Source organism: Ramlibacter sp. G4-7, from assembly GCF_057784995.1.
This window is the reverse complement of record NZ_JBYNTT010000027.1, coordinates 1-21,033: the sequence shown is the minus strand read 5'-3', so window position 1 is coordinate 21,033 and position 21,033 is coordinate 1. Positions and strand designations below refer to the sequence as shown.

Sequence of the window (21,033 nt, the reverse complement as noted above, 5' to 3'; positions counted from 1 at the left end):
GCGCGTGCTGCTGCCCTAGGAACGTCCCAGCGCCTCGCGCCAGTAGCGGCGGTCCACGTACTTGTCGGGATCGGGCAGCCGCCGCGGCGGCTCCGCCAGCTTGCCGCGCAGGTCCAGCACGGCCTGCACGCCACGCGGGTCCAGGCCCACGTCGGAGAAGAAGCCGCCGGCCGGGTCCAGCATGAGGGCGCAGGACTGCTCGGCCACCTGCGCCGGCATGCCGGGCACGTTCGCCTGCAACAGGGCCTGCGCTTCACCGCGGTTCGCCGGGTCCTTCAGCCAGGCCACCGCATCCCGGTAGGCGCGGACGAAGCCGACGACTTGCGCCGGGTGCTGCTGCGCCCAGCTGCGGCGCGCGGCGCCGACGATGCCGAGGTAGGGACCGATCGCCTCGCGCGCGGTCGCGAGCTGGCGGAAACCGCGGTTGCGCGCCTGCAGGTCGAAAGGCGCGCGCAGGATCGTCGCGTCGTGCTGGCGCTCCATCAGCGCGGCGAAGCGCCGGTCGGTGCCGCCGGCGCGGGCCCACTTCACGTCCGACTCGGCCACGCCACCGCGCGCCAGCATCTCGCGCAGCACGAAGGAGAAGCCGTTGCTCATCGCGTCGACGGAGATCGTGCGGCCCTTGAGCGCCGCGATGCTCTGCACTTCGGGCACGGCGACCAGGCTCAGGAATCCATCGTCCGAGCCCATGAACGCGAAGAAGTCGCTGGGCGGATCGAATTTCACCTCGCCCTGGCCTTCCTGGTAGGCCACGATGTTGTCGAAGGCGGTGATGGCCACGTGGTAGCGGCCTTCCATGAGCCCGCTGAACACGTTGCGCGAATCCGGCGTGACCTGCAGCGTCGGCGCCAGCCCTTGCCGGGCGAAGAAGCCGCGGTCGCGCGCCGCCCACAGCGGCAGGTTGAAGCCGCCGCCGAAGCTGATGACGGAAATCGGCTGCGGTTCGAGCGGCGTGTGCGCGCAGCCGGCCAGGGCGGCGCCGGCGGCTGCGGCCAGGAAGCCGCGGCGTTGCAGGGAGGGCTGGTTCATGCGCGAGAGTGTGTTCGTGCCGCGGCGGGGGCGGCAAGCGGCCGCACGCAAGACAGTTTTCCGGCGCGCGAAAAGCTGCGTCAGCGCCGGTGTCCGGCCTCCGGGAAAACCCGCGCGTACAGGACCGTATCGATCAGCATGCCGTCCTTCGTCGCCGCGCAGCGCAGCACCCCTTCGCGCAGGAAGCCGGCCTTCTCCAGCACCCGCATGGATGCGGGGTTCCAGGCGAAGACCTGGGCCTCCAGGCGCGCGAACAGGCGTTCCCGGCCGATGCGCCCGGCCAGCGCCGTGGCCGCGGCGCTGGCGATGCCGCGGCCCCACACGGCCTCGCCCAGCCAGTAACCGAACAGCGCGGTCGCCACGTGGATGCCCTCGCCGGCGATGGCACCGATGCCGCCCACGGCCGCCCCTTGCCACTCGATCGCGAGCTGGATGCTCGCGCCCGGGCGGGCCGCGATCTCCAGCCACACGTCCGCGTCCTCCTGCGTGTACGGATGCGGGAAGGCGTGCGTCATGTTGCGCCACACCTTGCGGTTGTCGGCGTGGCGCACCAGCTGCGGCTTGTCGGTCGCGCGCCAGGGTCGCAGGAAGCAGCCGGCCAGCGGCGTGGGCAGGTACACGCTCATGCAGCCATGCTAGCGGTCCTCACTCCAGCTTGCGGTCCTCCTGCTTGGCCTGCTCCATGGCTTCGGGCTCCAGTTCCTCGGCGGCGCGGTTCAGGCGGATGAACACGCCCCAGCCGGCGAGCAGGGCGCCGGACGAGAGCACCAGCAGCGATGCGGGCAGCAGCTGCGCCATGTCCTCGTGCAAGGCCTTGATCGTGGCCACCAGCCCTTCGATCACCAGCGCCACCACCAGCACGACGAGAAAGCGCGAGAGGAAGCGCCGCACCCGCGTCGGGGCGCTCACGTGCACCTCGCGGATCACTTCTTCCTCGGCGATCGTCTGCGCGATCTGCAGGGCGACCACTGCGGCGGCCAGCAGGCCGATGGCGTCGATCACCTCCTGCGCCGCGCCCATGTCGAGGCCGGCGGCGACGGCTTCCCAGGCGACCCGACCCGCCGCCGCCATGAGCACCAGGGCGGCAATCGCGAACAGCGCCGCCATCAGGCCCTGCACGACGGCAAAGGCCATCAGGACGATCTTCATCGCAGGCTCAGTCGCCGACCCCGTGCACCCTGTCGGAGTTGCTGCTGCTGCGGCTGCCCTTGAGGTGCATCTCGACGTCCGCGGCCTGGTCGCCCACGGCCTGCACGGCTTCGCGCAGCTGCTCCGGCGTGGCATCGAGCTGCCTGGCCCAGCGCTCCAGGGCCTGCGGGTCCTGCAGGTCGATGCGGTCCGGCTCGGTGCCCGGCGGGTTCGGCATGGCGGTTCTCCCTTGGTGAAGGGCACCATGCTGGCGCAGCCGCGCGCGCGGACTTGTAGGCCGCCGCCGCAGACGCGCACCGCCGGGCTGGGTCCGCGCCACTTATGATCCGCCCATGCCGGCATATGCATTCGAGGCCCTGGACGCGGAGGGGGGAACCCAGAAAGGCGTCATCGAGGCCGACACCGCCAAGGCGGCGCGCGGCCTGCTGCGCAACCGCTCGCTGGTCCCGCTGGAGGTCCGGCCCGTCGCCGCGACGGAAACCACGGGCGGGCTGGCGCAGAAGGCGCTGTTCCGACGCGCGATCTTCAGCAACACAGGGCTGGCGATCTGGACGCGCCAGCTCGCGGGCCTGGTCGCGTCCGGCCTGACGCTGGAACGCGCCCTGACGGCACTGGCCGAAGAGGCCGACAACGATCAACAGCACCACCTGGTCGCCACCTTGCGCGCCGAGGTCAATGCAGGCTCCTCGTTCGCCAAGGCGCTGGCGCGCTTCCCGCGCGAGTTCGCCGAGATCTACGTCGCGGTCGTGGGCGCCGGCGAGCAGAGCGGCCACCTGGGGGCCGTGCTGGAGCGCCTCGCCGACGACCTGGAGGAGCGCCAGGCGCTCAACGCCAAGCTGCTGGCGGCGACGCTCTATCCCGCCATCGTCACCGTGGCCGCGATCGCGATCGTGCTGCTGCTCATGACCTACGTCGTGCCGCAGGTGGCCAACGTGTTCGCCGGCAGCAAGCACGCGCTGCCCGTGCTGACCGTCGTGATGCTCGCCTTGAGTGCGTTCGTGCGCAGCTGGGGGCTGCTGATGCTGGTGGCCGTGGGCGCCGCCTTCGCGGCGCTGCGCATCTCGCTGCGCAACGACGCCTTTCGCCAGCGCTTCGACGCGGGCTGGCTCAACCTGCCCCTGGTCGGCCGGCTCTCGCGCGGCTACAACGCGGCCCGCTTCGCCGGCACGCTGGCCATGCTCGCAGGTGCGGGCGTGCCCATCCTCAAGGCCTTGCAGGCCGCGGCCGAGACGCTGGGCAACCGGGCCATGCGCGCGGACGCGCTCGACGCGCTGGTGCTGGTGCGCGAAGGCGCGCCGCTGGCCACCGCGCTGGCGCAGAAGAAGCGCTTTCCCGGGCTGCTGGGCATGTTCGCCCGCCTGGGCGAGCAGACCGGGCAGCTGCCGGTGATGCTGCAGCGGGCGGCGAACCAGCTGTCCGCCGAAGTCCAGCGCCGCGCACTGCAACTGGCGACCCTGCTGGAGCCTCTGCTGATCGTGGGCATGGGCCTGGTCGTGATGCTGATCGTGCTGGCGGTGCTGCTGCCTATCATCCAGCTCAACCAGTGGGTACGATAGGCCATGGCTGCGATGTCCCTGGACGACAAGCTGGTGGTCGCGATCTCCTCGCGGGCGCTGTTCGACTTCGAGGAGGAGAACCGCGTCTTCGAAAGCGGCGACGCGGACGGCTACATGCGGCTGCAGCTGCAGCGGCTGGACGTGCCCGCCGCGCCCGGCATCGCCTTCTCGCTGGTGCGCAAGCTGCTCGCCTTCAACGACGCCGGCGCGCAACGGGTGGAAGTGGTCGTGCTCTCGCGCAACGATCCGGTCTCGGGCATGCGCGTGTTCCGCTCGGCCCAGGCCAACGACATCCAGCTGCAGCGCGGCGTGTTCACGCAAGGCCGTTCGCCCTTCGGCTACCTGCGGCCGCTGAAGGCGACGCTGTTCCTGTCGGCCAACGAGGATGACGTGCGCGGCGCCCTTGCCGCGGGCTTTCCGGCCGCGCGCGTGCTCACCGAGTCGGTGCTGGCCCACGACAGCTACCCGAACGAAGTGCGCATCGCCTTCGACGGCGACGCGGTGCTGTTCTCCGACGAGGCGGAACAGGTGTTCCAGGCGCGCGGCCTGCAGGCTTTCCAGGAGCACGAGCTGACCAAGGCGGCGCAGCCGCTGCCCGATGGCCCGTTCAAGCCGCTGCTGACCGCCTTGCACCGCCTGCAGAACGCCGGCAATGCCAGGATGCGCATCCGCACCGCGCTGGTCACGGCCCGCAGCGCCCCGGCGCACGAGCGCGCGATCCGCACGCTGATGGACTGGAAGATCCACGTCGACGAGGCCATGTTCCTGGGCGGGCTGCCCAAGGGCGAGTTCCTGCGCGAGTTCGAGCCGGATTTCTTCTTCGACGACCAGACCCGGCATGTGGCGCATGCGGCGCTGCACGTGCCGTCGGGGCATGTGGCGGCCGGGATCGCGAATGTGCTGAATTGAGGGGAGGCGGTGGGGTTCGCGGTCGCGCACCGTCCGCGACCGCGCCGCGCCACCGTGCAACTTCGCAGCACGGCCCGCCCTCGCTTACCCCTGCGGTCCCCGCGCCTCCCGCCGCGCGATCCAGATCGTCGACCCGCAGATCACCACGCCGCCGATCAAGGTGGACTGGCTGGGCGCATCCGCGAACACCAGCCAGCCGATCGTCGTCGCCCATACCAGGTCCAGGAACTTCACGGACTGCGTCGCGGAGATGTCGGCCGCGGCGTAGGAACTGGTCAGGCAGTAGTGGCCGGCGCTTCCCAGCAGGCCGCACAGGAGGAACAACGCCCACTGCGCCGCGCTGGGCCACTGCCAGTGCAGCAAGGCCAGCGGCAGCGAGAACAGCGTGACGGAAATGGCCTGCCACACCACGATCACCTCGGTGCGCTCGTAGCGCGTGAGGGCCTTGGTCATGAGGAAGGAAGCGGCGAACACCGGCGCCGAGGCCAGCATCACCAGGTTGTACAGGCCGCCGCTGCCGGTGAGCTTGGGCGCGACCACGATCAGCACGCCGGCGAATCCCAGCCCCGCCGCCACCCAGCGCTCCCAGCGCATCGGCTCCTTGAACACCAGCACCGCGCCCAGCATGATGAAGATCGGGCCGGTGAAGCCGATCGCCGTGGTGTCGGCGATGCTGATGTGCGGGATGGCCGTGAACCAGATGCACAGCCCGATCGTGTGGACGGCGCCGCGGGTGAACTGGCCCAGCGTGTTGTGCGGCTTGTACGCCGCCACACCGCTGCGCAGCACCAGCGGCAGCATCACGAAGAACCCCATCAGGTAGCGCAGGAACTGGGTCTGGAAGGGATCGAGCGCGATCGACAGGCCGCGCATGACGGTGTTGAGCAGCACGAACAACAGCCCGGAAGCCGCCGACCAGAGCAGCGCGCGCGGCGTCGCGGCGAGGCGCCCGGCGCGCCAGTGCGCCACGGCTGCATGCCGCACGAACCGGTGCCGTTTGCCGCGGGCGGCGGGCTGTGCGCTTCTCCCCATGGCGCCGACTATAGGGCGGCAGGCTGACGCCCCGGTGACTGGGCCGCCAGCAAGGACGTCCGTCCTCTCCTAAGATGTGCGGGTCTTCAGGGCGGGGTGCAATTCCCCACCGGCGGTAGGCGGCGCAAGCCGCGAGCCCGCGAGCGCCCCGCACCCGTGCGGGGGTCAGCAGACCCGGTCGAATGCCGGGGCCGACGGTCACAGTCCGGATGGAAGAAGATGCGCGCCGCCGCAGGGTGGCGCGTTGCTGCGCGAGCCTGCCCGCGAGGGACGGCCCGTGCGTTCTTGCCGCCTTGGAGCGCCTTTGTCCACCAACAGGAGCGTTTCATGACCACCGCCACCCTCTCTCCCAGCGCGATCGCGCTCAGCCCCGTGCCCGATGTGCTCGCGCGCATCGCCGCCGGCGAACCCGTGCTCGTGCTCGACGACGCCGACCGCGAGAACGAGGCCGACCTCATCGTCGCCGCCGACCGCATCTCCCCGGCCACCATGGCCATGCTGATCCGCGAGGGCAGCGGCATCGTGTGCCTGTGCATCCGCCCGGAGCACGCCAGCGCGCTGAAGCTGCGCCCGATGGTGGAGGTGAACCGCTCGCGCTACGCGACCGCCTTCACGCAATCGATCGAGGCGGCGTTCGGCATCAGCACGGGCGTCTCCGCCGCCGACCGCGTGCAGACCATCCAGTGCGCGCTGCGCAGCACGCTCGAACGCAGCGAGATCGTCAGCCCGGGTCACGTCTTTCCGCTGGTGGCGAAGGCCGGGGGCGTGCTGGAACGCCAGGGCCATACGGAGGCGGCCGTGGACCTGGCGGAGCTGGCCGGCTGCCAGCCGGCGGGGGTGCTGTGCGAGCTGATGAATCCCGACGGGACCATGGCGCGCGGCGACGAAGTCGCAAGGTTCGCGCGTGACAACGGTCTGCTGTGCACCACGGTGGAGGCGATTCGCAAGTACCGCGCAGGGGTTTGACGCGGGCCGGTGGGGTTCGCCGCTTCGCTGGCTCACCACCACCCTGCAAGACACCACGCGACGCGTGAACACGCCGCCGCCCCGCGCAAACCACGCGCGGGTGGCGCGGCGACCAGCCGCGGACGGTGACCCCACCGCCGCGACGCGCTAGCCCTTCGTCTTCACCACGATCCGCCCCCGCACCTGCCCCGCCATCAGCTTCTGGGCCGCCTCCACCGCCTGCCCCAGCCCGACTTCCGTCGTCATCCTCTCCAGCAGCTTCGGGTCGAGGTCGCGCGCCAGCCGATGCCACGCCTGTTCGCGCAGGTGCATGGGCGCCATCACGCTGTCGACGCCGAGCAGCGCGACCGCGCGCAGGATGAAAGGCGCGACCGTCGCGGGCAGGTCCATGCCTTGCGCCAGGCCGCAGGCCGCGACGGCGCCGCCGTAGCGCACCTGCGCGCAGGCGTTGGCGAGCGTGTGGCTGCCCACCGCATCGACCACGCCCGCCCAGCGCTCCTTCTGCAGCGGCTTGCCGGGTGCGGAGAGCTCCTCGCGGGGGATGACGGCCGACGCGCCGAGCGCCTTCAGGTAGTCCGCCTCGGCGGCCTTGCCGGTGGCCGCGACGACCCGGTGCCCCATCTGCGCGAGCACCGCCACCGCCACCGAACCGACGCCGCCGGTGGCGCCCGTGACCAGCACCTCGCCGTCCCCGGGGCGCAGCCCGTGCCGCTCCAGCGCCATCACGCACAGCATCGCGGTGTAGCCCGCGGTGCCGATCGCCATCGCCTGCCGTGCGTCCAGCGCCGCGGGCCGGCGCACCAGCCACTGCGACTTCAGGCGCGCCTTGGCCGCGAGGCAGCCCTTGTGCGTCTCGCCCACGCCGAAGCCATTGAGCACGAAGGGATCGCCGGCCTTCCAGCCCGGCGCGCTGCTTTCCAGCACCGCGCCCGAGCCATCGATCCCGGCCACCATCGGCCAGCTGCGCACCACCGGCGACTTGTTGGTGATGGCCAGCGCGTCCTTGTAGTTGATCGTCGAATAGTCGACGGCCACCGTGACGTCGCCCTCGGGCAGGAAGCCGTCGTCGACGGAGCGCACTTCCGCGCGGAACGCGGGTTCCTTCTCGAGCACCAGTGCCTGGAACATGGGGTTCTCCTCTCTACGTAGTGGTCTGCTGGCGCAGGACCTTGACCAGCTGGCTGCTGGTGTTGCGCAGGCGTTGCGCCAGCAGCTGCGTCAGCTTCACGAGCAGCTTGGCGCCGATCTCCGGCCGCGACTTGATCAGGCGCGCGACCGAGGCACGATCCAGCACCGCGGCCTCGACTTCGCTCAGCGCCCAGCAGCTCGCATAGCGCGGCTCGCCGTCGAACATGGACATCTCGCCCAGCACGGCACCGGGGCGGAGCACGGCCAGGCGCGTGTTGTCGCCGCGCACTTCCCGTTCCGCGTCCAGGCCGATGCGCTTGCCCACGTCCACGGTGCCGCGCAGCAGCAGCATCATCCAGTCGTCGACGTCGCCCTCGGTGATCAGCATCTGGCCGGGCTTGGCCTTGACGTGCAGCATGAGGGCGCCCAGCACGTCGGCTTCGTCCGGCTTGAAGTCCTCCAGCAGCGCGCTGTGTTCCAGCAGCCCCGGCCACTTGGACAGCCGCTCGCAGCAGCCCGTCACCTCCAGCCCCGCGGTGCGCATCTGCTCCTCGATGGTGCCCATGGCCGTCGTGCCTCAGGGTTGCTGCAGCCAGCGCGCGATGTCCAGCGCCGCCGCATCGACGGCGGCTGTGAGCGCGCGCACGCCGCCGGGCGCGTCCGCGCTCGGCGCCGGGCGGTCCAGGGCGAAGCCGCGCTGGGCCACCAGGCGCTCGCCGCCCCCGCGCGACTCCAGCAGCGTGCAGCGCAGCCGCAGCATGCCCCGGCTGGCGGCGGGCGAGTCGAACATCTGGCTGAACTCCTCCAGCTCGACGCGCAGCACCGGCGGACGCTCGGCGCCCCGGCGCACCAGCGCCGCCGCCGAGGCGTTGTCCAGCACGGCCCGTTCGCGCCCGAGCACCTCGCGCAGGCGCTGGCGCAGCAGCTGCGGCGGCGGCGCACTCCAGCGCGCCAGCGCATAAGGGCGCAGCTGGAACGGGTCTTCGTAACCAAGCCGGTACAGCAGCGCGGGCGTCTCCAGGATGCCTTCGGCCTCCACCTCCGGCAGCACGAGCGCCGCGCGCGACAAGGTCGCCGGGGTTTCCGCCGCCGGCACCGGGCCGAAGTCGTACATGGTCTGCCGGCCCTTGGGCTTTTCCGGCAAGGCGCTGCAGCCCGCGAGCGCGGCGGCGCCGATCGCCACGAAGGTCCGCCGCTTCATGGCCGCCCTCCGCTGCGGAAGCCCGGCTCGCCCGGGCCGGGCTGCGCCGGCCCATCGCCGTAGATCAGCATCTGGGGGTTCTCGGTGAGGTCGTTGATCGAGCGGTTCAGGGTGCGCACGGTGCGCGTGGTTTCGTCGGCCACGCGGTTCAGGCGCGGCAGGGTGCCGGCGCTGAAGGTTTCCATGGTCTGCGCCAGCGCGTCCGTCCCGTCGGTCACGCGCTGGATGGCGCCGCCCGGCGCATTCAGGCGTTGCGCGGTCTGCCGGAATTCCGCGGCGGTGCCGCCGATCTCGTCAACCGCGCGCTGGGCGCCGCGCAAGGTGACCGTGAACTGGGCGAGCGCGGGGTCCAGCCGCTGGGTCACGGTCTTGTCCACGTTGGCCACCAGCTTCTGCGTTCCGGTCGCGGCGCGGCTGATGTCCTCCAGCGCCGTCGCGATGCGCTTCTGGTTCGGGTCGCTCAGCAGGTTGTTCACGCGCTGCGTCACCTCCTCCACGCGCTCGAGGATCGCCTCGCCCTTTTCCTCCAGCCGCGACAGCAGGCCGGGGTGCAGCGGGATGCGCGGCGGCACTTCGTCGTTGGGCGCCAGCCTGGGCGCGGGCTTGCCGTTGTCGGCGAGCTGGACGAAGGCCAGACCCGTCACGCCCTGGTAGCTGAGGGTGGCGAAGGTGTCGGTGGTCAGCGGCGTGTCGCGGTCGACCTCCATGCGCACCAGCACGGCGCCCGTGGCCTTGGGGTCGAAGCCGATGCGCGTGACCTTGCCGACGTCGACGCCGCGAAAGCGCACCGGCGCCTGCTCCTGCAGGCCGGTGACCGTCTCCTTGGTGGAGATCTCGTAGACGTCGCGCACGCCGGTCTCGCGCGTGAGCCAGGCAGCCAGTCCCAGCACCAGCGCGCTGAGCAGCGCGACGAAGATGCCGGCGGCCAGGGCATGGGCCTTGTTTTCCATGGTGTGTTTCTACCTCGTCTTCAGATCGCGAAGGGGAATTCGCGCAGCAGTTCCATCGCCCGCTGGCCCCGCTCGCCGAGGAAGAACTCCTCGATGAAGGGATGCCGGAAGGCGACCACCTCGCGCGGCGGGGCCGCGACGATCACGCGCTGCTCGGCAATCACGGCGATGCGCGTCGACAGCTCGAACAAGGTGTCGAGGTCGTGGGTGACCATCACCACCGTGAGCGCCAGGTCGCGGTGCAGCGAGCGCAGCAGGCGCACGAAGCCGTCCGAGCTGTCGGGGTCCAGCCCCGCCGTGGGCTCGTCCAGCAGCAGCAGCGGCGGGTCCATGATCAAGGCCCGCGCCAGCGCCGCGCGCTTGATCATCCCGCCGGACAGTTCGGACGGCATCTTCGCCGCGTCGCCCGGCTTGAGGCCCACCATCTGCAGCTTCACCATCGCCGCTTCCTCGATCAGGCGGGCCGGCAGGGTCTTGAGCTCGCGCAGGGGAAAGGCGACGTTCTCCAGCACGGTGAACGCGGAGAACAGCGCCCCGTGCTGGAATAGCATGCCCACCCGGCTGGAAGCTCCGTGGCGGGACAGCGCCTCCGCCGGTTGGCCCATGATGCGCACCTCGCCGCCGGCGGGCCGCTCCAGGCCCAGGATCTGCCGCAGCAGCACGGTCTTGCCGGACCCCGAGCCCCCGACGATGGACAGCACCTCGCCGCGTTCGACGGTGAGGCTCAGGTCCTTGTGCACGACCAGCTTGCGGTCCGGCAGGTTGAAGACGGAGGACAGGTGGCGGATCTCGACCACGGGTCCGTCGGGCGGAAGGGTGGACAGGGTGTGGTTGGCCATCAGATGCCGACGCTGCTGAACAGGATCGCGAACAGCGCGTCCACCAGGATCACCATGGTGATCGCCGTCACGACCGAGGCCGTGGTGCCTTCGCCCAGGCTCGCGGTGTTGGGCTGCACCCGCAGGCCGAAGTGGCAGCCGATGAGGGCGATGAGGATGCCGAACACCACCGACTTGCTCATGCCCAGCACCAGGTTGGGCAGGCTCACCGCCGCCGGCAGTGCCTTGAGGAAGAAGATGAAGCTGATGCCCAGCGACAGCTGGGAGGCGATCATGCCGCCGATCAGGCCGGCCACCGTGGTCCAGCCGGCGATGAGGGGCATCGCGATCGACAAGGCCATCGCGCGCGGCATGACCAGCCGATAGGTGTGCGAGATCCCCATCACGCGCATCGCGTCCAGTTCGTCCGTCACGCGCATGACGCCGATCTGCGCCGTGATCGCCGAGCCGGACCGGCCCGCGATCAGGATGGCTGCCAGCATGGGACCGAGCTCGCGGATCAGGGCGATGCCCAGGATGTCGACGATGTACGCATCGGCGCCGAACTGCTTGAGCTGCTGGGCGGTCAGGTACGACAGGACCACCCCGATCAGCCCGCCCACCAGCGCCGTGATCGGCAGGGACGTCGCCCCGATGTGGTACAGGTGGCCGGAGAAGTCCCGCCAGGGCGCGCGGTGCGGGGCGCGCGCCAGCTCGCGCAGGTCCAGCGTCAGCTGGCCGATCAGGCGGATGAAGTCCTTGGCGTGGCCCAGCGCGCGCAGCGTGCCCGCGCCGAAGGCCAGGTACCACTCCCACAGGCCCCGGCGCGCCGGCCGCTCCGGCCGGCAGGTGAATTCGGCGACCCGCTCCAGGATGGTCCGTTGCGAAGGCAGGAGCTCCAGCTGCTCGGGCCAGCGCTGCCCCCAGTGGTCCCAGAGCATCTGGGCGCCGACGTGGTCCAGCTGCGCCGCCTGGCGCAGGTCCCAGCCCTGCCCGGCCGCCGGGCGCGGGAGGGTGCGCCGCAACTCGCGGAACAGGCGCCCGTTGGCGAACTGCGCGGCGGTCCACTCGCCCAGCAGGCGGATGGCCCGCCCCTGGGGCGCAGGCGCATGTTCGAAGCGGGGCGTGGCATCGGTCATGGCTGACAGGGGCGCATCGTAACGGCAGAGCCACGTCCTGTCGTGTAGGAGAACGGGCCGCCGCGGCCCGAAGGTATAACGGCTGCGGAAGGAGACCGGCGATGACGCTGAACACGGACCGCACGATCCGCATCGGGGGCGCCTCGGGCTTCTGGGGCGACAGCAGCGTGGGCGCGCCGCAGCTGGTGGCCGCGGGCGTCGACTACCTCGTGTTCGACTACCTGGCCGAACTGACCATGTCCCTGCTGGCCGCGGCGCGCGGCAAGGACGCGGCCCTGGGCTACGCGACGGACTTCGTGCAGGTGACCATGAAGGCCATCCTGCGGGACGTCGTCGCCAGGGGCACGCGGGTCGTGAGCAATGCGGGCGGCGTGAACCCGCAGGCCTGCGCCGCGGCGCTGCAGGCCCTCGCCGCCGAACAAGGCGTGGCCCTGAAGGTCGCGGTGGTGACCGGCGACGACGTGCTGCCGCTCGTGCCGCAGCTGCGCGAGCTGGGGGTGCGCGAGTTGCAGAGCGGGGCGTCCTTGCCGGAGCGCCTGCTCACCGCCAATGCCTACCTGGGCGCGCTGCCGATCCGCGACGCGCTGGCGGCGGGCGCGCAGGTGGTGGTCACCGGCCGCTGCGTGGACAGTGCCGTGACGCTGGGCGCCTTGATGCATGCGTACGGCTGGCGCGAAGACGACTGGGACCGGCTGGCGCAAGGCAGCCTCGCCGGCCACGTGATCGAGTGCGGCTGCCAGGCCACGGGCGGCCTGCACACGGACTGGGAACAGGTGCCGGACTGGGCGCACATCGGCTACCCGATCGTGGAGTGCCACGGCGACGGCAGCTTCGTGGTGACCAAGCCGAACGGGACCGGCGGCCTGGTGAACACCGCGGTCGTCGCGGAACAGATGCTGTACGAGATCGGCGATCCCCGCCGCTACCTGCTGCCGGACGTGAGCTGCGATTTCACGGGGGTGCGCCTGGAGCATCTGGGCGAGCAGCGCGTGCGCGTCACCGGCGCGCGCGGCCTGCCGCCGGGGCCGCAGTACAAGGTCTCGGCCACCTTCATGGACGGCTGGCGCTGCACGGGACAGCTCACCATCGTGGGCTTCGACGCGGCGCGCAAGGCGCAGCGCACGGGCGAGGCCATCCTGGCGCGCACGCGCGACCTCTTCGTGCAGCGGCGCTGGCTGCCCTACACCCGCACGCGCATCGAGGTGCTCGGCGCGGAGCTGGCCAACTACGGGCCGCACGCGCGCACGCAGGACGTGCGCGAGGCCGTGCTGCAGGTGGCCGTGATGCATCCGCAGAAGGAGGCGCTGGAACTGTTCGCGCGCGAGATCGCCCCGGCGGGCACGAGCTGGTCGCCCGGCACCACGGGTGCCGGCGGACGGCCCAGCCCGTCGCCGGCGATTTGCCAGTTCGCCTTCCTGGTGGACAAGGGCCTGCTGAAGCCGCAGCTGCACATGGGCGGCGAGACGCAGGCCGTGCGCGTGCCCACCGGCCAGTCGCCGGTGCCGCCGCCGGAGCCGGTGCCGGCCGTGGACGCGGTGCTGCCCCGCGCCGACTGGCCGCAGGTGCCGCTGTTGCAGCTTGCGTGGGCGCGCAGCGGCGACAAGGGCAACCACTCCAACATCGGCGTCATCGCCCGGCGGCCCGAGTGGCTGCCCTGGCTGCGCGGGCAGCTCACGCCGGAGCATGTGAAGGCGTGGCTGGGCCACCTCGTCGCAGGCGAAGTGCTGCGCTACGACGTGCCCGGCATCCACGCCATGAACTTTCTGTGTACCGACGCGCTCGACGGCGGCGGCATGGCGTCGCTGCGCAACGACCCGCTCGGCAAGGGCATGGCGCAGATCCTCCTGGCCATGCCCGTCGCGGTGCCGCCGGGCTGGCGGTAGACTGACCCTCTCTCCGAAGGACCCACCCATGAACGCTCCCGACAAGAACCGTCCGGCCGCGACGCAGGCCTCCATCGAACACTGGATCGGCGGCCGCCTCGTGCCCGGCCAGAGCGGCCGGCGCAGCGACGTGTTCAATCCCGCCACCGGGCAGGTCACGGGCCGCGTCGCGCTCGCCAATGCCGCGGAAGTCGCGCAGGCCGTCGCCTCCGCGCAGGCCGCCTTCCCGGCCTGGGCGGACACGCCGCCGATCCGGCGGGCGCGCGTGATGTTCAAGTTCCTGGAACTGCTGAACAGGCATCGCGACGAACTGGCTCGGATGATCACCGCCGAACACGGCAAGGTCTTCACCGACGCGCAGGGCGAGGTCACGCGCGGCATCGACATCGTGGAGTTCGCCTGCGGCATCCCGCAGCTGCTCAAGGGCGACTACACGGACCAGGTTTCCACCGGCATCGACAACTGGACGATGCGCCAGCCCCTGGGCGTGGTGGCGGGGATCACGCCTTTCAACTTCCCGGTGATGGTGCCGATGTGGATGTACCCGGTGGCGATCGCCGCGGGCAACTGCTTCATCCTCAAGCCCAGCCCGCTGGACCCGACCCCGGCGATCCGCATGGCCGAACTGCTCAAGGAAGCGGGCCTGCCCGATGGCGTGTTCAGCGTCGTCCAGGGCGACAAGGACGCCGTCGACGCGCTGCTGGAGCACCCGGACGTGAAGGCGGTCTCCTTCGTGGGCTCCACCGCGATCGCGCAGAAGATCTACGAGACCGGCGCCAGGCACGGCAAGCGCGTGCAGGCCCTGGGCGGTGCCAAGAACCACATGGTGGTGATGCCCGACGCGGACATGGACCAGGCGGTGGACGCGCTGATCGGCTCGGCCTTCGGCTCCGCCGGCGAGCGCTGCATGGCGATCTCCGTCGGCATCCTGGTGGGCGATGCCGCGGACCAGATCATGGGCAAGCTGGCGGAGCGGACCAAGACGCTCAAGGTGAAGAACGGCACGGAGCCGGACGCGGAGATGGGGCCCATCGTGACCAACGTGGCGCACCAGCGCATCACCGGCTACATCGCCCAGGGCGAGACGGAAGGCGCGAAGCTGGTCGTCGACGGCCGCAAGTTCCAGGGCGCGATGGCCGGCGCCGGCTGCGACGCCGGCTTCTGGATCGGCGGCACGCTGTTCGACGACGTGAAGCCGGACATGAAGATCTACCGGGAAGAGATCTTCGGACCCGTGCTCGGATGCGTGCGCGCCAGGGACCTGAAGGAAGCCGTGGACCTGATCAACGCCCACGAGTACGGCAACGGCGTATCGCTGTTCACCCGCGACGGCGGCACGGCCCGCGAGTTCTCTCGCCGCGTGCAGGTGGGCATGGTGGGCGTCAACGTGCCCATCCCGGTGCCGATGGCATGGCACGGCTTCGGCGGCTGGAAGAAGAGCCTGTTCGGCGACATGCACGCCTACGGCGAGGAAGGCGTGCGCTTCTACACCAAGCAGAAGTCGATCATGCAACGCTGGCCCGATTCGATCGGCAAGGGCGCGGAGTTCGTGATGCCGACGGCGCAGTAGCCAAGACATTCACCGCCGGGGCGCGGGGGAGACGACGACAATTGAGCGACACGGCGTTCGACTACATCATCATCGGCGGCGGTACGGCGGGGTGCCTGCTGGCGAACCGGCTTTCGGCGGATCCGCGCAGGCGCGTGCTGCTGGTCGAGGCGGGGCGCAAGGACGACTACCACTGGATCCACATTCCGGTCGGCTATCTCTATTGCATCGGCAACGCGCGCACCGACTGGCTGTACTACACCGAGGAAGACTCGGGCCTGAACGGCCGCAAGCTGCGCTATCCGCGCGGCAAGACCCTGGGCGGCTGTTCCAGCATCAACGGCATGATCTACATGCGCGGGCAGAAGCGCGACTACGACGGCTGGGCGCGCCATGTGGGCGACGAGAGCTGGAGCTGGGACAACTGCCTGCCGCACTTCAAGAAGCACGAGGACTTCTACAAGGGCGCGGACCCGTTGCACGGCGCCGGCGGCGAGTGGCGGGTGGAGCGCCAGCGCCTGCGCTGGGACATCCTGGACGCCTTCGCGCAGGCGGCGCAGCAGGCCGGCATCCCGCACAGCGAGGACTTCAACCGCGGCGACAACGAGGGCGTCGGCTACTTCCAGGTGAACCAGAAGAACGGCTGGCGCTGGAACACCGCCAAGGCCTTCCTGCGGCCGGCCTGCTACGGCCGTCCCAACTTCGAGATGTGGATCGGCGCGCACGTGACGCGCCTGCTGTTCGAGACGCTTCCCGACGGCACGAAGCGCTGCACCGGCGCCGAGGTCTGGAGCGGCCAGAAGCTGCTGAAGGCGCAGGCCGCGCGCGAGACCCTGCTGTGCGCGGGCAGCATCGGCTCGCCGCAGATCCTGCAGCTCTCCGGCATCGGGCCCGCGGCGCTGCTGCACCAGCACGGGATCGCGGTGGTGCACGACCTGCCCGGTGTCGGCTCCAACCTGCAGGACCACCTGCAGATCCGCGCCGTCTACAAGGTCGACGGCGTGACGACCCTGAACACGCTGGCCAACAGCTGGTGGGGCAAGGCGAAGATCGGCATGGAGTACGCGATCAAGCGCAGCGGCCCCATGAGCATGGCGCCTTCGCAGCTGGGCGCCTTCACGCGCAGCGCCCCCGACCAGCCTTACCCGAACATCGAGTACCACGTGCAGCCCCTGAGCCTGGACGCCTTCGGCGAGCCGCTGCACGGCTTCAACGCGTTCACGGCCAGCGTCTGCAACCTGAACCCCACCAGCCGCGGCTGGGTGCGCATCCGCAGCCCGCGCTTCGAGGACGCTCCGGCGATCACGATGAACTACCTGAGCACGCCGGAGGACCGCAGGGTCGCGGCGGATTCGCTGCGCGTCACGCGGCGCATCGCGGCACAGCCCGCGCTGGCCCGGTACAAGCCGCAGGAGTGGCGTCCCGGCCCGCAGTACCAGAGCGACGAGGAACTCGCGCGGCTGGCGGGCGACATCGCGACCACCATCTTCCACCCGGTGGGCACGACGGCCATGGGGCCGGACGGTGACCCGAACGCGGTGCTCGATGCGCGGCTGCGCGTGCGCGGGATCGCCGGCCTGCGCGTCGTCGACGCCGGGGCCATGCCCACCATCACCAGCGGCAACACGAACTCGCCGGTGCTGATGATGGCGGAGAAGGCCGCGGAGTGGATCGTGCGCGACGCGGCCTAGAAGCTGCGGCGCACGCTCAGCATCACGTCGTCGATCTCGATGCGCGGCTGGCGCACCGTGCCGACGGCGACGCCGGCGCGGCGCACGGTGTCGGTGTCGCTGGCCTTCTGCCGTGCGCGCGTCCAGGCGAGCGACCAGCTCCAGGGCGAACCGGCCGCGGACGCCTCGACCCCCAGCTGCAGCTCGTCGCGGTGGCCGCCATCGAGTTCCTGCGCGTCGAACACGCCGCGATAGTCCACGTCCACGCTGTGATGCACGCTGGTGCGCAGCTCGAACGAGGGGCGCAGGCGCCAGGAAGCCGCCTGAAAATCGCCGACCCAGCGGATGCCGGGCAGCACCAGCGTGGCGGTCTCGTCCAGGCCGCCCACCGTGGGCGTCGACGCGATCTGCCGGCGCTGCTGCAGCGTGCGCAGCACGATCCAGCCCTCGCCCCAGTTGGCAGGCGCGAACGGGCGCCAGGCCAGCGTGGCTTCCAGGTCGCGGTGGCGCGAGTCGGTGTTCAGCGGGACGCCGCCCTGGGTCCGCCCCTGGTAGTCGAGCTCGCCGCCGGCAGCAGCCAGCTCGCCGCGCAGCGCGCCGCCGCTGGACAGGTTCACCTGGCCGGCCAGCGACAGGCGCAGCATGGGCCCGGTTTCCTTCACGAGCTGCCGGCCGTCGTCGGCGCGCTCGACGAGCCGCCGGTGCATGGCGCCGGCCGACACGTCCCACGTGAAAACGGCGGCCTGCGCCGCCGCCTTGCCTGCGCTCCCCAGCACGGAAAGCGCCAGCGCAGTCGCGGCGACGCCGCGCTGCGCAGAGCTGGTCAAGCGCACGTCAGAGCAGGTCGCGCAGTTCGGCCGTCGTCGTGGTCGACGAGGACTCGTACGTGCCGTCGCCGTTGGCATCCACCTGCAGGGTGAAGTTGTTCGGCGAGCTGGTGGTCGTCAGCAGCAGGCCGGAGTTCACGCCGGTGATCCGGACGCTGCCGCGCGCAACGACCGACAGCTCGGTGACGATGGGCGTGGGCGTGCTGAGCTGGTAAACCACGTTCGCGCCGAGCCTCGGGTTGGTCGTGATCACGGAAGCGGCCGCGATGTTGATCGAGGTCTGCGTGCCGACCGTCTCCTGCACGATCCTGTAGTTCTTCAGGGTCGAGGTCCGCGGCACGCCGCTGCCGCTGACCGTGTTCGCGATCGAGGTGCCGGACAGGGTGCTGCGCGAGGCCGCCTGCGCGCTCTGCACCAGGTCGATGGTCATGTCACCGGTCGACGCATTGCTGATGCCGCCGCTCTGCACCCGCAGGTCGTTGAGCGTGAGCGTCATCGAGATCTGCTTGGGGAAGGTCTGCGAGTCCGGGTTGAAGCTGCCGGAGTTCACCTTCAGGCTCAGGATGCCCGACATCGTGGAGGCGACGTTGTCGACGGTTTCCACGCAGTTGGTGGCGGTGATCGTCAGCCGGTCGCCGGCCACGAGGGCGGAGCCGCCGGAGACTTCACCGGTGATGCTGATGGTGCCGCCGAGGCTGCAGGCGCCCGACTCGTTGACGGCCACACCCGTGGCCAGCGCGGTGCGTTGCGCAGCCTTGGAGGCCAGCACCATCGCCACGGAGGACAGCTTCACGGGAGCCGCGTCCCCGTTGCCGCCCGTGACCTGCACGCCGGTCACGAGGCTCGCGCCCGCGGAGCCGCTGCCGGAGTTGGTCGTCGCATCGAGGCCGTCGGCGGCCACCGGCTTGGAGTTGCCGGCGGAAATGACCAGCGTGGAAGCCACCGCGGTCGAACCGCTGGGGGCCGGGGCAGCGGCGCCGCCGCCGCCGCCGCCACCACCGCCGCAGGCGGCCAGCAGCATGGCGGGGATGACGAGCAGCGCGTGGCGCATGGAAATGTTCTGCATGAAGTTCTCCTCTCCCATCAGGGTTCCAGTCAACGCGCGCAGCTTACCGTCGAGGTTAAGGAATCCGCTTGTGCTTGCCCAAAGGAGTGACATACGCACATATAAAGCGTAGGTTCCGCACCACGATGCAGCAGAAAGGTTGCGTGCGAGGGCCACGAAGTGGGCAGGCGCGAGGCGGGAAAGTCCCGATGCACCGCGATCGTGCGCACTGCTAGAGTCCTTGCACTCGCGTCGCGCCCCCCAAGGCAAGACGGAACGAGGGACCGAGGAGACAAACCCCGCACAGAATTCGAAGACCAGCGCGGCACCGCAAAAGCGGGCCGAACCCCCTCCAAGGCGCCGCATTCGCGGCGCTTTTTCTTTGGGCGGCCGGGTCGCCGAAGGCCTGGTGCACCAACTGCGACAATCGACGCAATGGAGTTGTTGCTGGTGTCGCTGGCCTCGGTGCTGGCAGGGTTCGTCGATGCGATCGTGGGAGGCGGCGGCCTGATCCTGGTGCCCGCGCTGTTCGCGGTGTTCCCGACCACGCATCCGGCCACACTCTTCGGCACCAACAAGTCCGCGTCCATCTGGGGCACCGCCTTCGCCGCGCGCCAGTTCAGCCGGCGTGTCGACATGCACTGGCCGGCCCTGCTGCCGGCCGCGCTCGCGGGACTCGTCGGCGGATTCTTCGGCGCGTGGGCGGTGACCGTGCTGCCCTCCGGCTTCCTGCGCAAGCTGCTGCCCGTCGTGCTGCTGGGCGTGCTCCTGTACACGCTCGTGCGCAAGGACATGGGCCGCGACCATGCGCCGCGCCTGGCGGGCCGCACCCAGACGGCGGTGGCCTGCGCGATCGGGCTGCTGCTGGGCTTTTACGACGGCTTCTTCGGCCCCGGCACCGGCAGCTTCTTCGTGTTCCTGTTCGTGCGCCTGCTCGGGTACGACTTCCTCAACGCCTCGGCCGCCGCCAAGCTGCTCAACACGGCCACCAACTTTGCCGCGCTGCTGCTGTTCGCACTCAAAGGGCATGTGTGGTGGCAGTACGCGGTCGTGCTGGCCATCGCCAACGTCGCCGGCAGCCTGGTCGGCACCCACCTGGCCCTCAAGCACGGCGCATCCTTCGTGCGCATCGTGTTCATCCTGGTGGTGTCGGCGCTCATCTGCAAGACCGGCTACGACGCCTTCCTGCGCTGAGCGGACGCGCCGATAATCGCCGGCATGGACGACATCGTTCGCCAGGCCATGGCCAAGTGGCCCAACGTGCCCCACTGCTACGGGTGGCTCGCGCTCGACGAGCGCGGCAACTGGTACATGCGCGACGATCGCGTGCAGCTGGCCGGGCCCTTCCCCCAGGCGAAGGGCTCGCTGCTGCGGCACGACAAGCTCATCGCCTTCATCCACCGCAACTACGAGCGCGACGAGCAGGGTCAGTGGTTCTTCCAGAACGGGCCCCAGCGCGTGTACGTGGAGCTGCAGGCCACGCCGTGGATCTGGCGGCTGGCGGACGACGGCAGCGTCAGCAGCCACACCGGCGCGCCGGCGCAGCCGCGGGCGTGCCTGGTCGACGAGAGCGGCCGCGTCTATCTCGAGACGGACCTGGGCATCGGCCTCGTGCACACGCAGGACATGGTGCAGGCCTCCGATGCGATCGAGTCCGGACGCTGGCAGCCGCAGGAGGTGCACGCGCAAGACCTGCCGGGACGCTACGGCTTCGTGCGCAACCCCGCGCAAGGGCGGCCGATCACGCGCGCGGAAGCATGAAAAAAGCCGGCGCAAGGCCGGCTTTTTTTCTCGTGCGCGGTCCGCTTACTTGGCGGCGCTCACCATGTAGTCCACGGCGGCCTTGATGTCGGCGTCCGGCGCCGGGCTGCCGCCCTTGGGCGGCATGGCGCCCTTGCCCTTGAGGGCGGAGTTGTACAGCGCGGGCAGGCCTTGCGCGACGCGGGGCGCCCACGCGGCCTTGTCGCCGAGCTTGGGCGCGCCTGCCACGCCCGCGGTATGGCAGGCCATGCAGACGGTGTTGTAGACCTGCTGGCCGTTGCCGGCAGCGGCGGTCGGGGCCGCGGCAGCCGCAGGCGCGGCAGCGGGAGCCGGCGTGGCGGCGGCAACCGCGACCGGCGCGGCGGCAGGCGCAGCAGCGGCGGCGGGCGCGGCAGCAGCACCGGCAGCAGCACCGGCAGCA

General features: G+C 70.8%; 22 protein-coding genes and 1 riboswitch. Of the genes, 8 read left to right on the top strand and 14 right to left on the bottom strand.

The window, feature by feature from the left end; all coding sequences use genetic code 11:
• Positions 1-15: 15 nt before the first annotated feature.
• From AC3EGR_RS24230 to AC3EGR_RS24215, 4 genes are all read right to left on the bottom strand, one after another.
• Positions 16-1,029 carry an ABC transporter substrate-binding protein gene (locus AC3EGR_RS24230; protein WP_488549097.1) on the bottom strand — a complete coding sequence of 338 codons (1,014 nt, stop codon included), beginning with the start codon at positions 1,027-1,029 and terminating at the stop codon, positions 16-18.
• 80 nt (positions 1,030-1,109) lie between these two features.
• Entirely contained in the window at positions 1,110-1,655 is a 546-nt protein-coding gene (locus AC3EGR_RS24225; RefSeq protein ID WP_488549096.1) for a GNAT family N-acetyltransferase, read from the bottom strand.
• Positions 1,656-1,674: 19 nt separating this feature from the next.
• Positions 1,675-2,178, bottom strand: a complete 504-nt coding sequence (locus AC3EGR_RS24220; protein ID WP_488549095.1) for a hypothetical protein — start codon at positions 2,176-2,178, stop codon at positions 1,675-1,677.
• Positions 2,179-2,185: 7 nt separating this feature from the next.
• Positions 2,186-2,395 carry a DUF3606 domain-containing protein gene (locus AC3EGR_RS24215; protein WP_488549094.1) on the bottom strand — a complete coding sequence of 70 codons (210 nt, stop codon included), beginning with the start codon at positions 2,393-2,395 and terminating at the stop codon, positions 2,186-2,188.
• 115 nt (positions 2,396-2,510) lie between these two features.
• On the opposite strand from AC3EGR_RS24215, the gene gspF reads away from it, so the two are divergent.
• Positions 2,511-3,734, top strand: a complete 1,224-nt coding sequence (gene gspF / locus AC3EGR_RS24210) for a type II secretion system inner membrane protein GspF (protein ID WP_488549093.1) — start codon at positions 2,511-2,513, stop codon at positions 3,732-3,734.
• Positions 3,735-3,737: 3 nt separating this feature from the next.
• Entirely contained in the window at positions 3,738-4,643 is a 906-nt protein-coding gene (locus AC3EGR_RS24205) for a 5'-nucleotidase (RefSeq protein ID WP_488549092.1), read from the top strand.
• A gap of 84 nt (positions 4,644-4,727) precedes the next feature.
• Here AC3EGR_RS24205 and AC3EGR_RS24200 read toward each other — a convergent pair whose 3' ends face one another.
• A complete protein-coding gene (locus tag AC3EGR_RS24200; protein WP_488549091.1) occupies positions 4,728-5,675 on the bottom strand; it encodes a DMT family transporter in 948 nt (315 codons plus the stop codon).
• A gap of 78 nt (positions 5,676-5,753) precedes the next feature.
• A riboswitch (FMN riboswitch) is annotated at positions 5,754-5,900 on the top strand.
• 102 nt (positions 5,901-6,002) lie between these two features.
• On the opposite strand from AC3EGR_RS24200, the gene ribB reads away from it, so the two are divergent.
• Positions 6,003-6,641, top strand: coding sequence for a 3,4-dihydroxy-2-butanone-4-phosphate synthase (gene ribB, locus AC3EGR_RS24195; RefSeq protein WP_488549090.1), 639 nt, complete (start codon positions 6,003-6,005; stop codon positions 6,639-6,641).
• A 147-nt stretch (positions 6,642-6,788) separates the two neighbouring features.
• On the opposite strand, the gene acuI is transcribed toward ribB, so the two are convergent.
• Genes acuI through AC3EGR_RS24165 form a run of 6 tightly spaced genes read right to left on the bottom strand, consistent with a single transcriptional unit; the run spans position 6,789 to position 11,877 of the window.
• Positions 6,789-7,769 carry an acrylyl-CoA reductase (NADPH) gene (acuI, locus tag AC3EGR_RS24190; RefSeq protein WP_488549089.1) on the bottom strand — a complete coding sequence of 327 codons (981 nt, stop codon included), beginning with the start codon at positions 7,767-7,769 and terminating at the stop codon, positions 6,789-6,791.
• 13 nt (positions 7,770-7,782) lie between these two features.
• Complete coding sequence (locus tag AC3EGR_RS24185) at positions 7,783-8,334, bottom strand: Crp/Fnr family transcriptional regulator (RefSeq protein ID WP_488549088.1); 552 nt, start codon at positions 8,332-8,334, stop codon at positions 7,783-7,785.
• Positions 8,335-8,346: 12 nt separating this feature from the next.
• Positions 8,347-8,970 carry an ABC-type transport auxiliary lipoprotein family protein gene (locus AC3EGR_RS24180; protein WP_488549087.1) on the bottom strand — a complete coding sequence of 208 codons (624 nt, stop codon included), beginning with the start codon at positions 8,968-8,970 and terminating at the stop codon, positions 8,347-8,349.
• Positions 8,967-9,920, bottom strand: coding sequence for an MlaD family protein (locus AC3EGR_RS24175; protein WP_488549086.1), 954 nt, complete (start codon positions 9,918-9,920; stop codon positions 8,967-8,969). Before AC3EGR_RS24175 ends, AC3EGR_RS24180 begins: the two co-directional genes overlap by 4 nt.
• A gap of 20 nt (positions 9,921-9,940) precedes the next feature.
• Positions 9,941-10,759 carry an ABC transporter ATP-binding protein gene (locus tag AC3EGR_RS24170; protein ID WP_488549085.1) on the bottom strand — a complete coding sequence of 273 codons (819 nt, stop codon included), beginning with the start codon at positions 10,757-10,759 and terminating at the stop codon, positions 9,941-9,943.
• Positions 10,759-11,877 (bottom strand): MlaE family ABC transporter permease, encoded by a 1,119-nt coding sequence (locus tag AC3EGR_RS24165; protein WP_488549084.1) that lies wholly within the window; start codon positions 11,875-11,877, stop codon positions 10,759-10,761. Before AC3EGR_RS24165 ends, AC3EGR_RS24170 begins: the two co-directional genes overlap by 1 nt.
• A gap of 101 nt (positions 11,878-11,978) precedes the next feature.
• On the opposite strand from AC3EGR_RS24165, the gene AC3EGR_RS24160 reads away from it, so the two are divergent.
• The 3 genes from AC3EGR_RS24160 to AC3EGR_RS24150 are packed head-to-tail and all read left to right on the top strand — an operon-like array spanning position 11,979 to position 17,000.
• Positions 11,979-13,760, top strand: coding sequence for an acyclic terpene utilization AtuA family protein (locus tag AC3EGR_RS24160; protein ID WP_488549083.1), 1,782 nt, complete (start codon positions 11,979-11,981; stop codon positions 13,758-13,760).
• A 28-nt stretch (positions 13,761-13,788) separates the two neighbouring features.
• A complete protein-coding gene (locus tag AC3EGR_RS24155) occupies positions 13,789-15,330 on the top strand; it encodes a CoA-acylating methylmalonate-semialdehyde dehydrogenase (protein ID WP_488549082.1) in 1,542 nt (513 codons plus the stop codon).
• Positions 15,331-15,371: 41 nt separating this feature from the next.
• On the top strand, positions 15,372-17,000 hold the full coding sequence (locus AC3EGR_RS24150) for a GMC family oxidoreductase (protein ID WP_488549081.1): 1,629 nt from the start codon (positions 15,372-15,374) through the stop codon (positions 16,998-17,000).
• On the opposite strand, the gene AC3EGR_RS24145 is transcribed toward AC3EGR_RS24150, so the two are convergent.
• Both AC3EGR_RS24145 and AC3EGR_RS24140 read right to left on the bottom strand, forming a co-directional pair.
• Complete coding sequence (locus tag AC3EGR_RS24145; RefSeq protein ID WP_488549080.1) at positions 16,997-17,806, bottom strand: hypothetical protein; 810 nt, start codon at positions 17,804-17,806, stop codon at positions 16,997-16,999. The two genes, AC3EGR_RS24150 and AC3EGR_RS24145, sit on opposite strands and share 4 nt — an antisense overlap.
• Positions 17,807-17,813: 7 nt before the next feature.
• Positions 17,814-18,872, bottom strand: coding sequence for a hypothetical protein (locus AC3EGR_RS24140; RefSeq protein WP_488549079.1), 1,059 nt, complete (start codon positions 18,870-18,872; stop codon positions 17,814-17,816).
• Between the two features lie 414 nt (positions 18,873-19,286).
• Here AC3EGR_RS24140 and AC3EGR_RS24135 point away from each other — a divergent pair, with 414 nt between their 5' ends.
• Complete coding sequence (locus AC3EGR_RS24135; protein WP_488549078.1) at positions 19,287-20,045, top strand: sulfite exporter TauE/SafE family protein; 759 nt, start codon at positions 19,287-19,289, stop codon at positions 20,043-20,045.
• 24 nt (positions 20,046-20,069) lie between these two features.
• Positions 20,070-20,612, top strand: a complete 543-nt coding sequence (locus AC3EGR_RS24130; protein WP_488549077.1) for a DUF2946 family protein — start codon at positions 20,070-20,072, stop codon at positions 20,610-20,612.
• A gap of 45 nt (positions 20,613-20,657) precedes the next feature.
• Here AC3EGR_RS24130 and AC3EGR_RS24125 read toward each other — a convergent pair.
• On the bottom strand, positions 20,658-21,033 hold a 376-nt coding region (locus tag AC3EGR_RS24125; protein ID WP_488549076.1), incomplete at its 5' end, for a c-type cytochrome.

What these genes read in the sequence shown, in the direction of transcription:
- AC3EGR_RS24230 (WP_488549097.1), bottom strand. Translation starts at nt 1,029, where the DNA reads ATGAACCAGCCCTCCCTGCAACGCCGCGGCTTCCTGGCCGCAGCCGCC.
- AC3EGR_RS24225 (WP_488549096.1), bottom strand. Translation starts at nt 1,655, where the DNA reads ATGAGCGTGTACCTGCCCACGCCGCTGGCCGGCTGCTTCCTGCGACCC.
- AC3EGR_RS24220 (WP_488549095.1), bottom strand. Translation starts at nt 2,178, where the DNA reads ATGAAGATCGTCCTGATGGCCTTTGCCGTCGTGCAGGGCCTGATGGCG.
- AC3EGR_RS24215 (WP_488549094.1), bottom strand. Translation starts at nt 2,395, where the DNA reads ATGCCGAACCCGCCGGGCACCGAGCCGGACCGCATCGACCTGCAGGAC.
- gspF (WP_488549093.1), top strand. Translation starts at nt 2,511, where the DNA reads ATGCCGGCATATGCATTCGAGGCCCTGGACGCGGAGGGGGGAACCCAG.
- AC3EGR_RS24205 (WP_488549092.1), top strand. Translation starts at nt 3,738, where the DNA reads ATGGCTGCGATGTCCCTGGACGACAAGCTGGTGGTCGCGATCTCCTCG.
- AC3EGR_RS24200 (WP_488549091.1), bottom strand. Translation starts at nt 5,675, where the DNA reads ATGGGGAGAAGCGCACAGCCCGCCGCCCGCGGCAAACGGCACCGGTTC.
- ribB (WP_488549090.1), top strand. Translation starts at nt 6,003, where the DNA reads ATGACCACCGCCACCCTCTCTCCCAGCGCGATCGCGCTCAGCCCCGTG.
- acuI (WP_488549089.1), bottom strand. Translation starts at nt 7,769, where the DNA reads ATGTTCCAGGCACTGGTGCTCGAGAAGGAACCCGCGTTCCGCGCGGAA.
- AC3EGR_RS24185 (WP_488549088.1), bottom strand. Translation starts at nt 8,334, where the DNA reads ATGGGCACCATCGAGGAGCAGATGCGCACCGCGGGGCTGGAGGTGACG.
- AC3EGR_RS24180 (WP_488549087.1), bottom strand. Translation starts at nt 8,970, where the DNA reads ATGAAGCGGCGGACCTTCGTGGCGATCGGCGCCGCCGCGCTCGCGGGC.
- AC3EGR_RS24175 (WP_488549086.1), bottom strand. Translation starts at nt 9,920, where the DNA reads ATGGAAAACAAGGCCCATGCCCTGGCCGCCGGCATCTTCGTCGCGCTG.
- AC3EGR_RS24170 (WP_488549085.1), bottom strand. Translation starts at nt 10,759, where the DNA reads ATGGCCAACCACACCCTGTCCACCCTTCCGCCCGACGGACCCGTGGTC.
- AC3EGR_RS24165 (WP_488549084.1), bottom strand. Translation starts at nt 11,877, where the DNA reads ATGACCGATGCCACGCCCCGCTTCGAACATGCGCCTGCGCCCCAGGGG.
- AC3EGR_RS24160 (WP_488549083.1), top strand. Translation starts at nt 11,979, where the DNA reads ATGACGCTGAACACGGACCGCACGATCCGCATCGGGGGCGCCTCGGGC.
- AC3EGR_RS24155 (WP_488549082.1), top strand. Translation starts at nt 13,789, where the DNA reads ATGAACGCTCCCGACAAGAACCGTCCGGCCGCGACGCAGGCCTCCATC.
- AC3EGR_RS24140 (WP_488549079.1), bottom strand. Translation starts at nt 18,872, where the DNA reads ATGCAGAACATTTCCATGCGCCACGCGCTGCTCGTCATCCCCGCCATG.
- AC3EGR_RS24135 (WP_488549078.1), top strand. Translation starts at nt 19,287, where the DNA reads ATGGAGTTGTTGCTGGTGTCGCTGGCCTCGGTGCTGGCAGGGTTCGTC.
- AC3EGR_RS24130 (WP_488549077.1), top strand. Translation starts at nt 20,070, where the DNA reads ATGGACGACATCGTTCGCCAGGCCATGGCCAAGTGGCCCAACGTGCCC.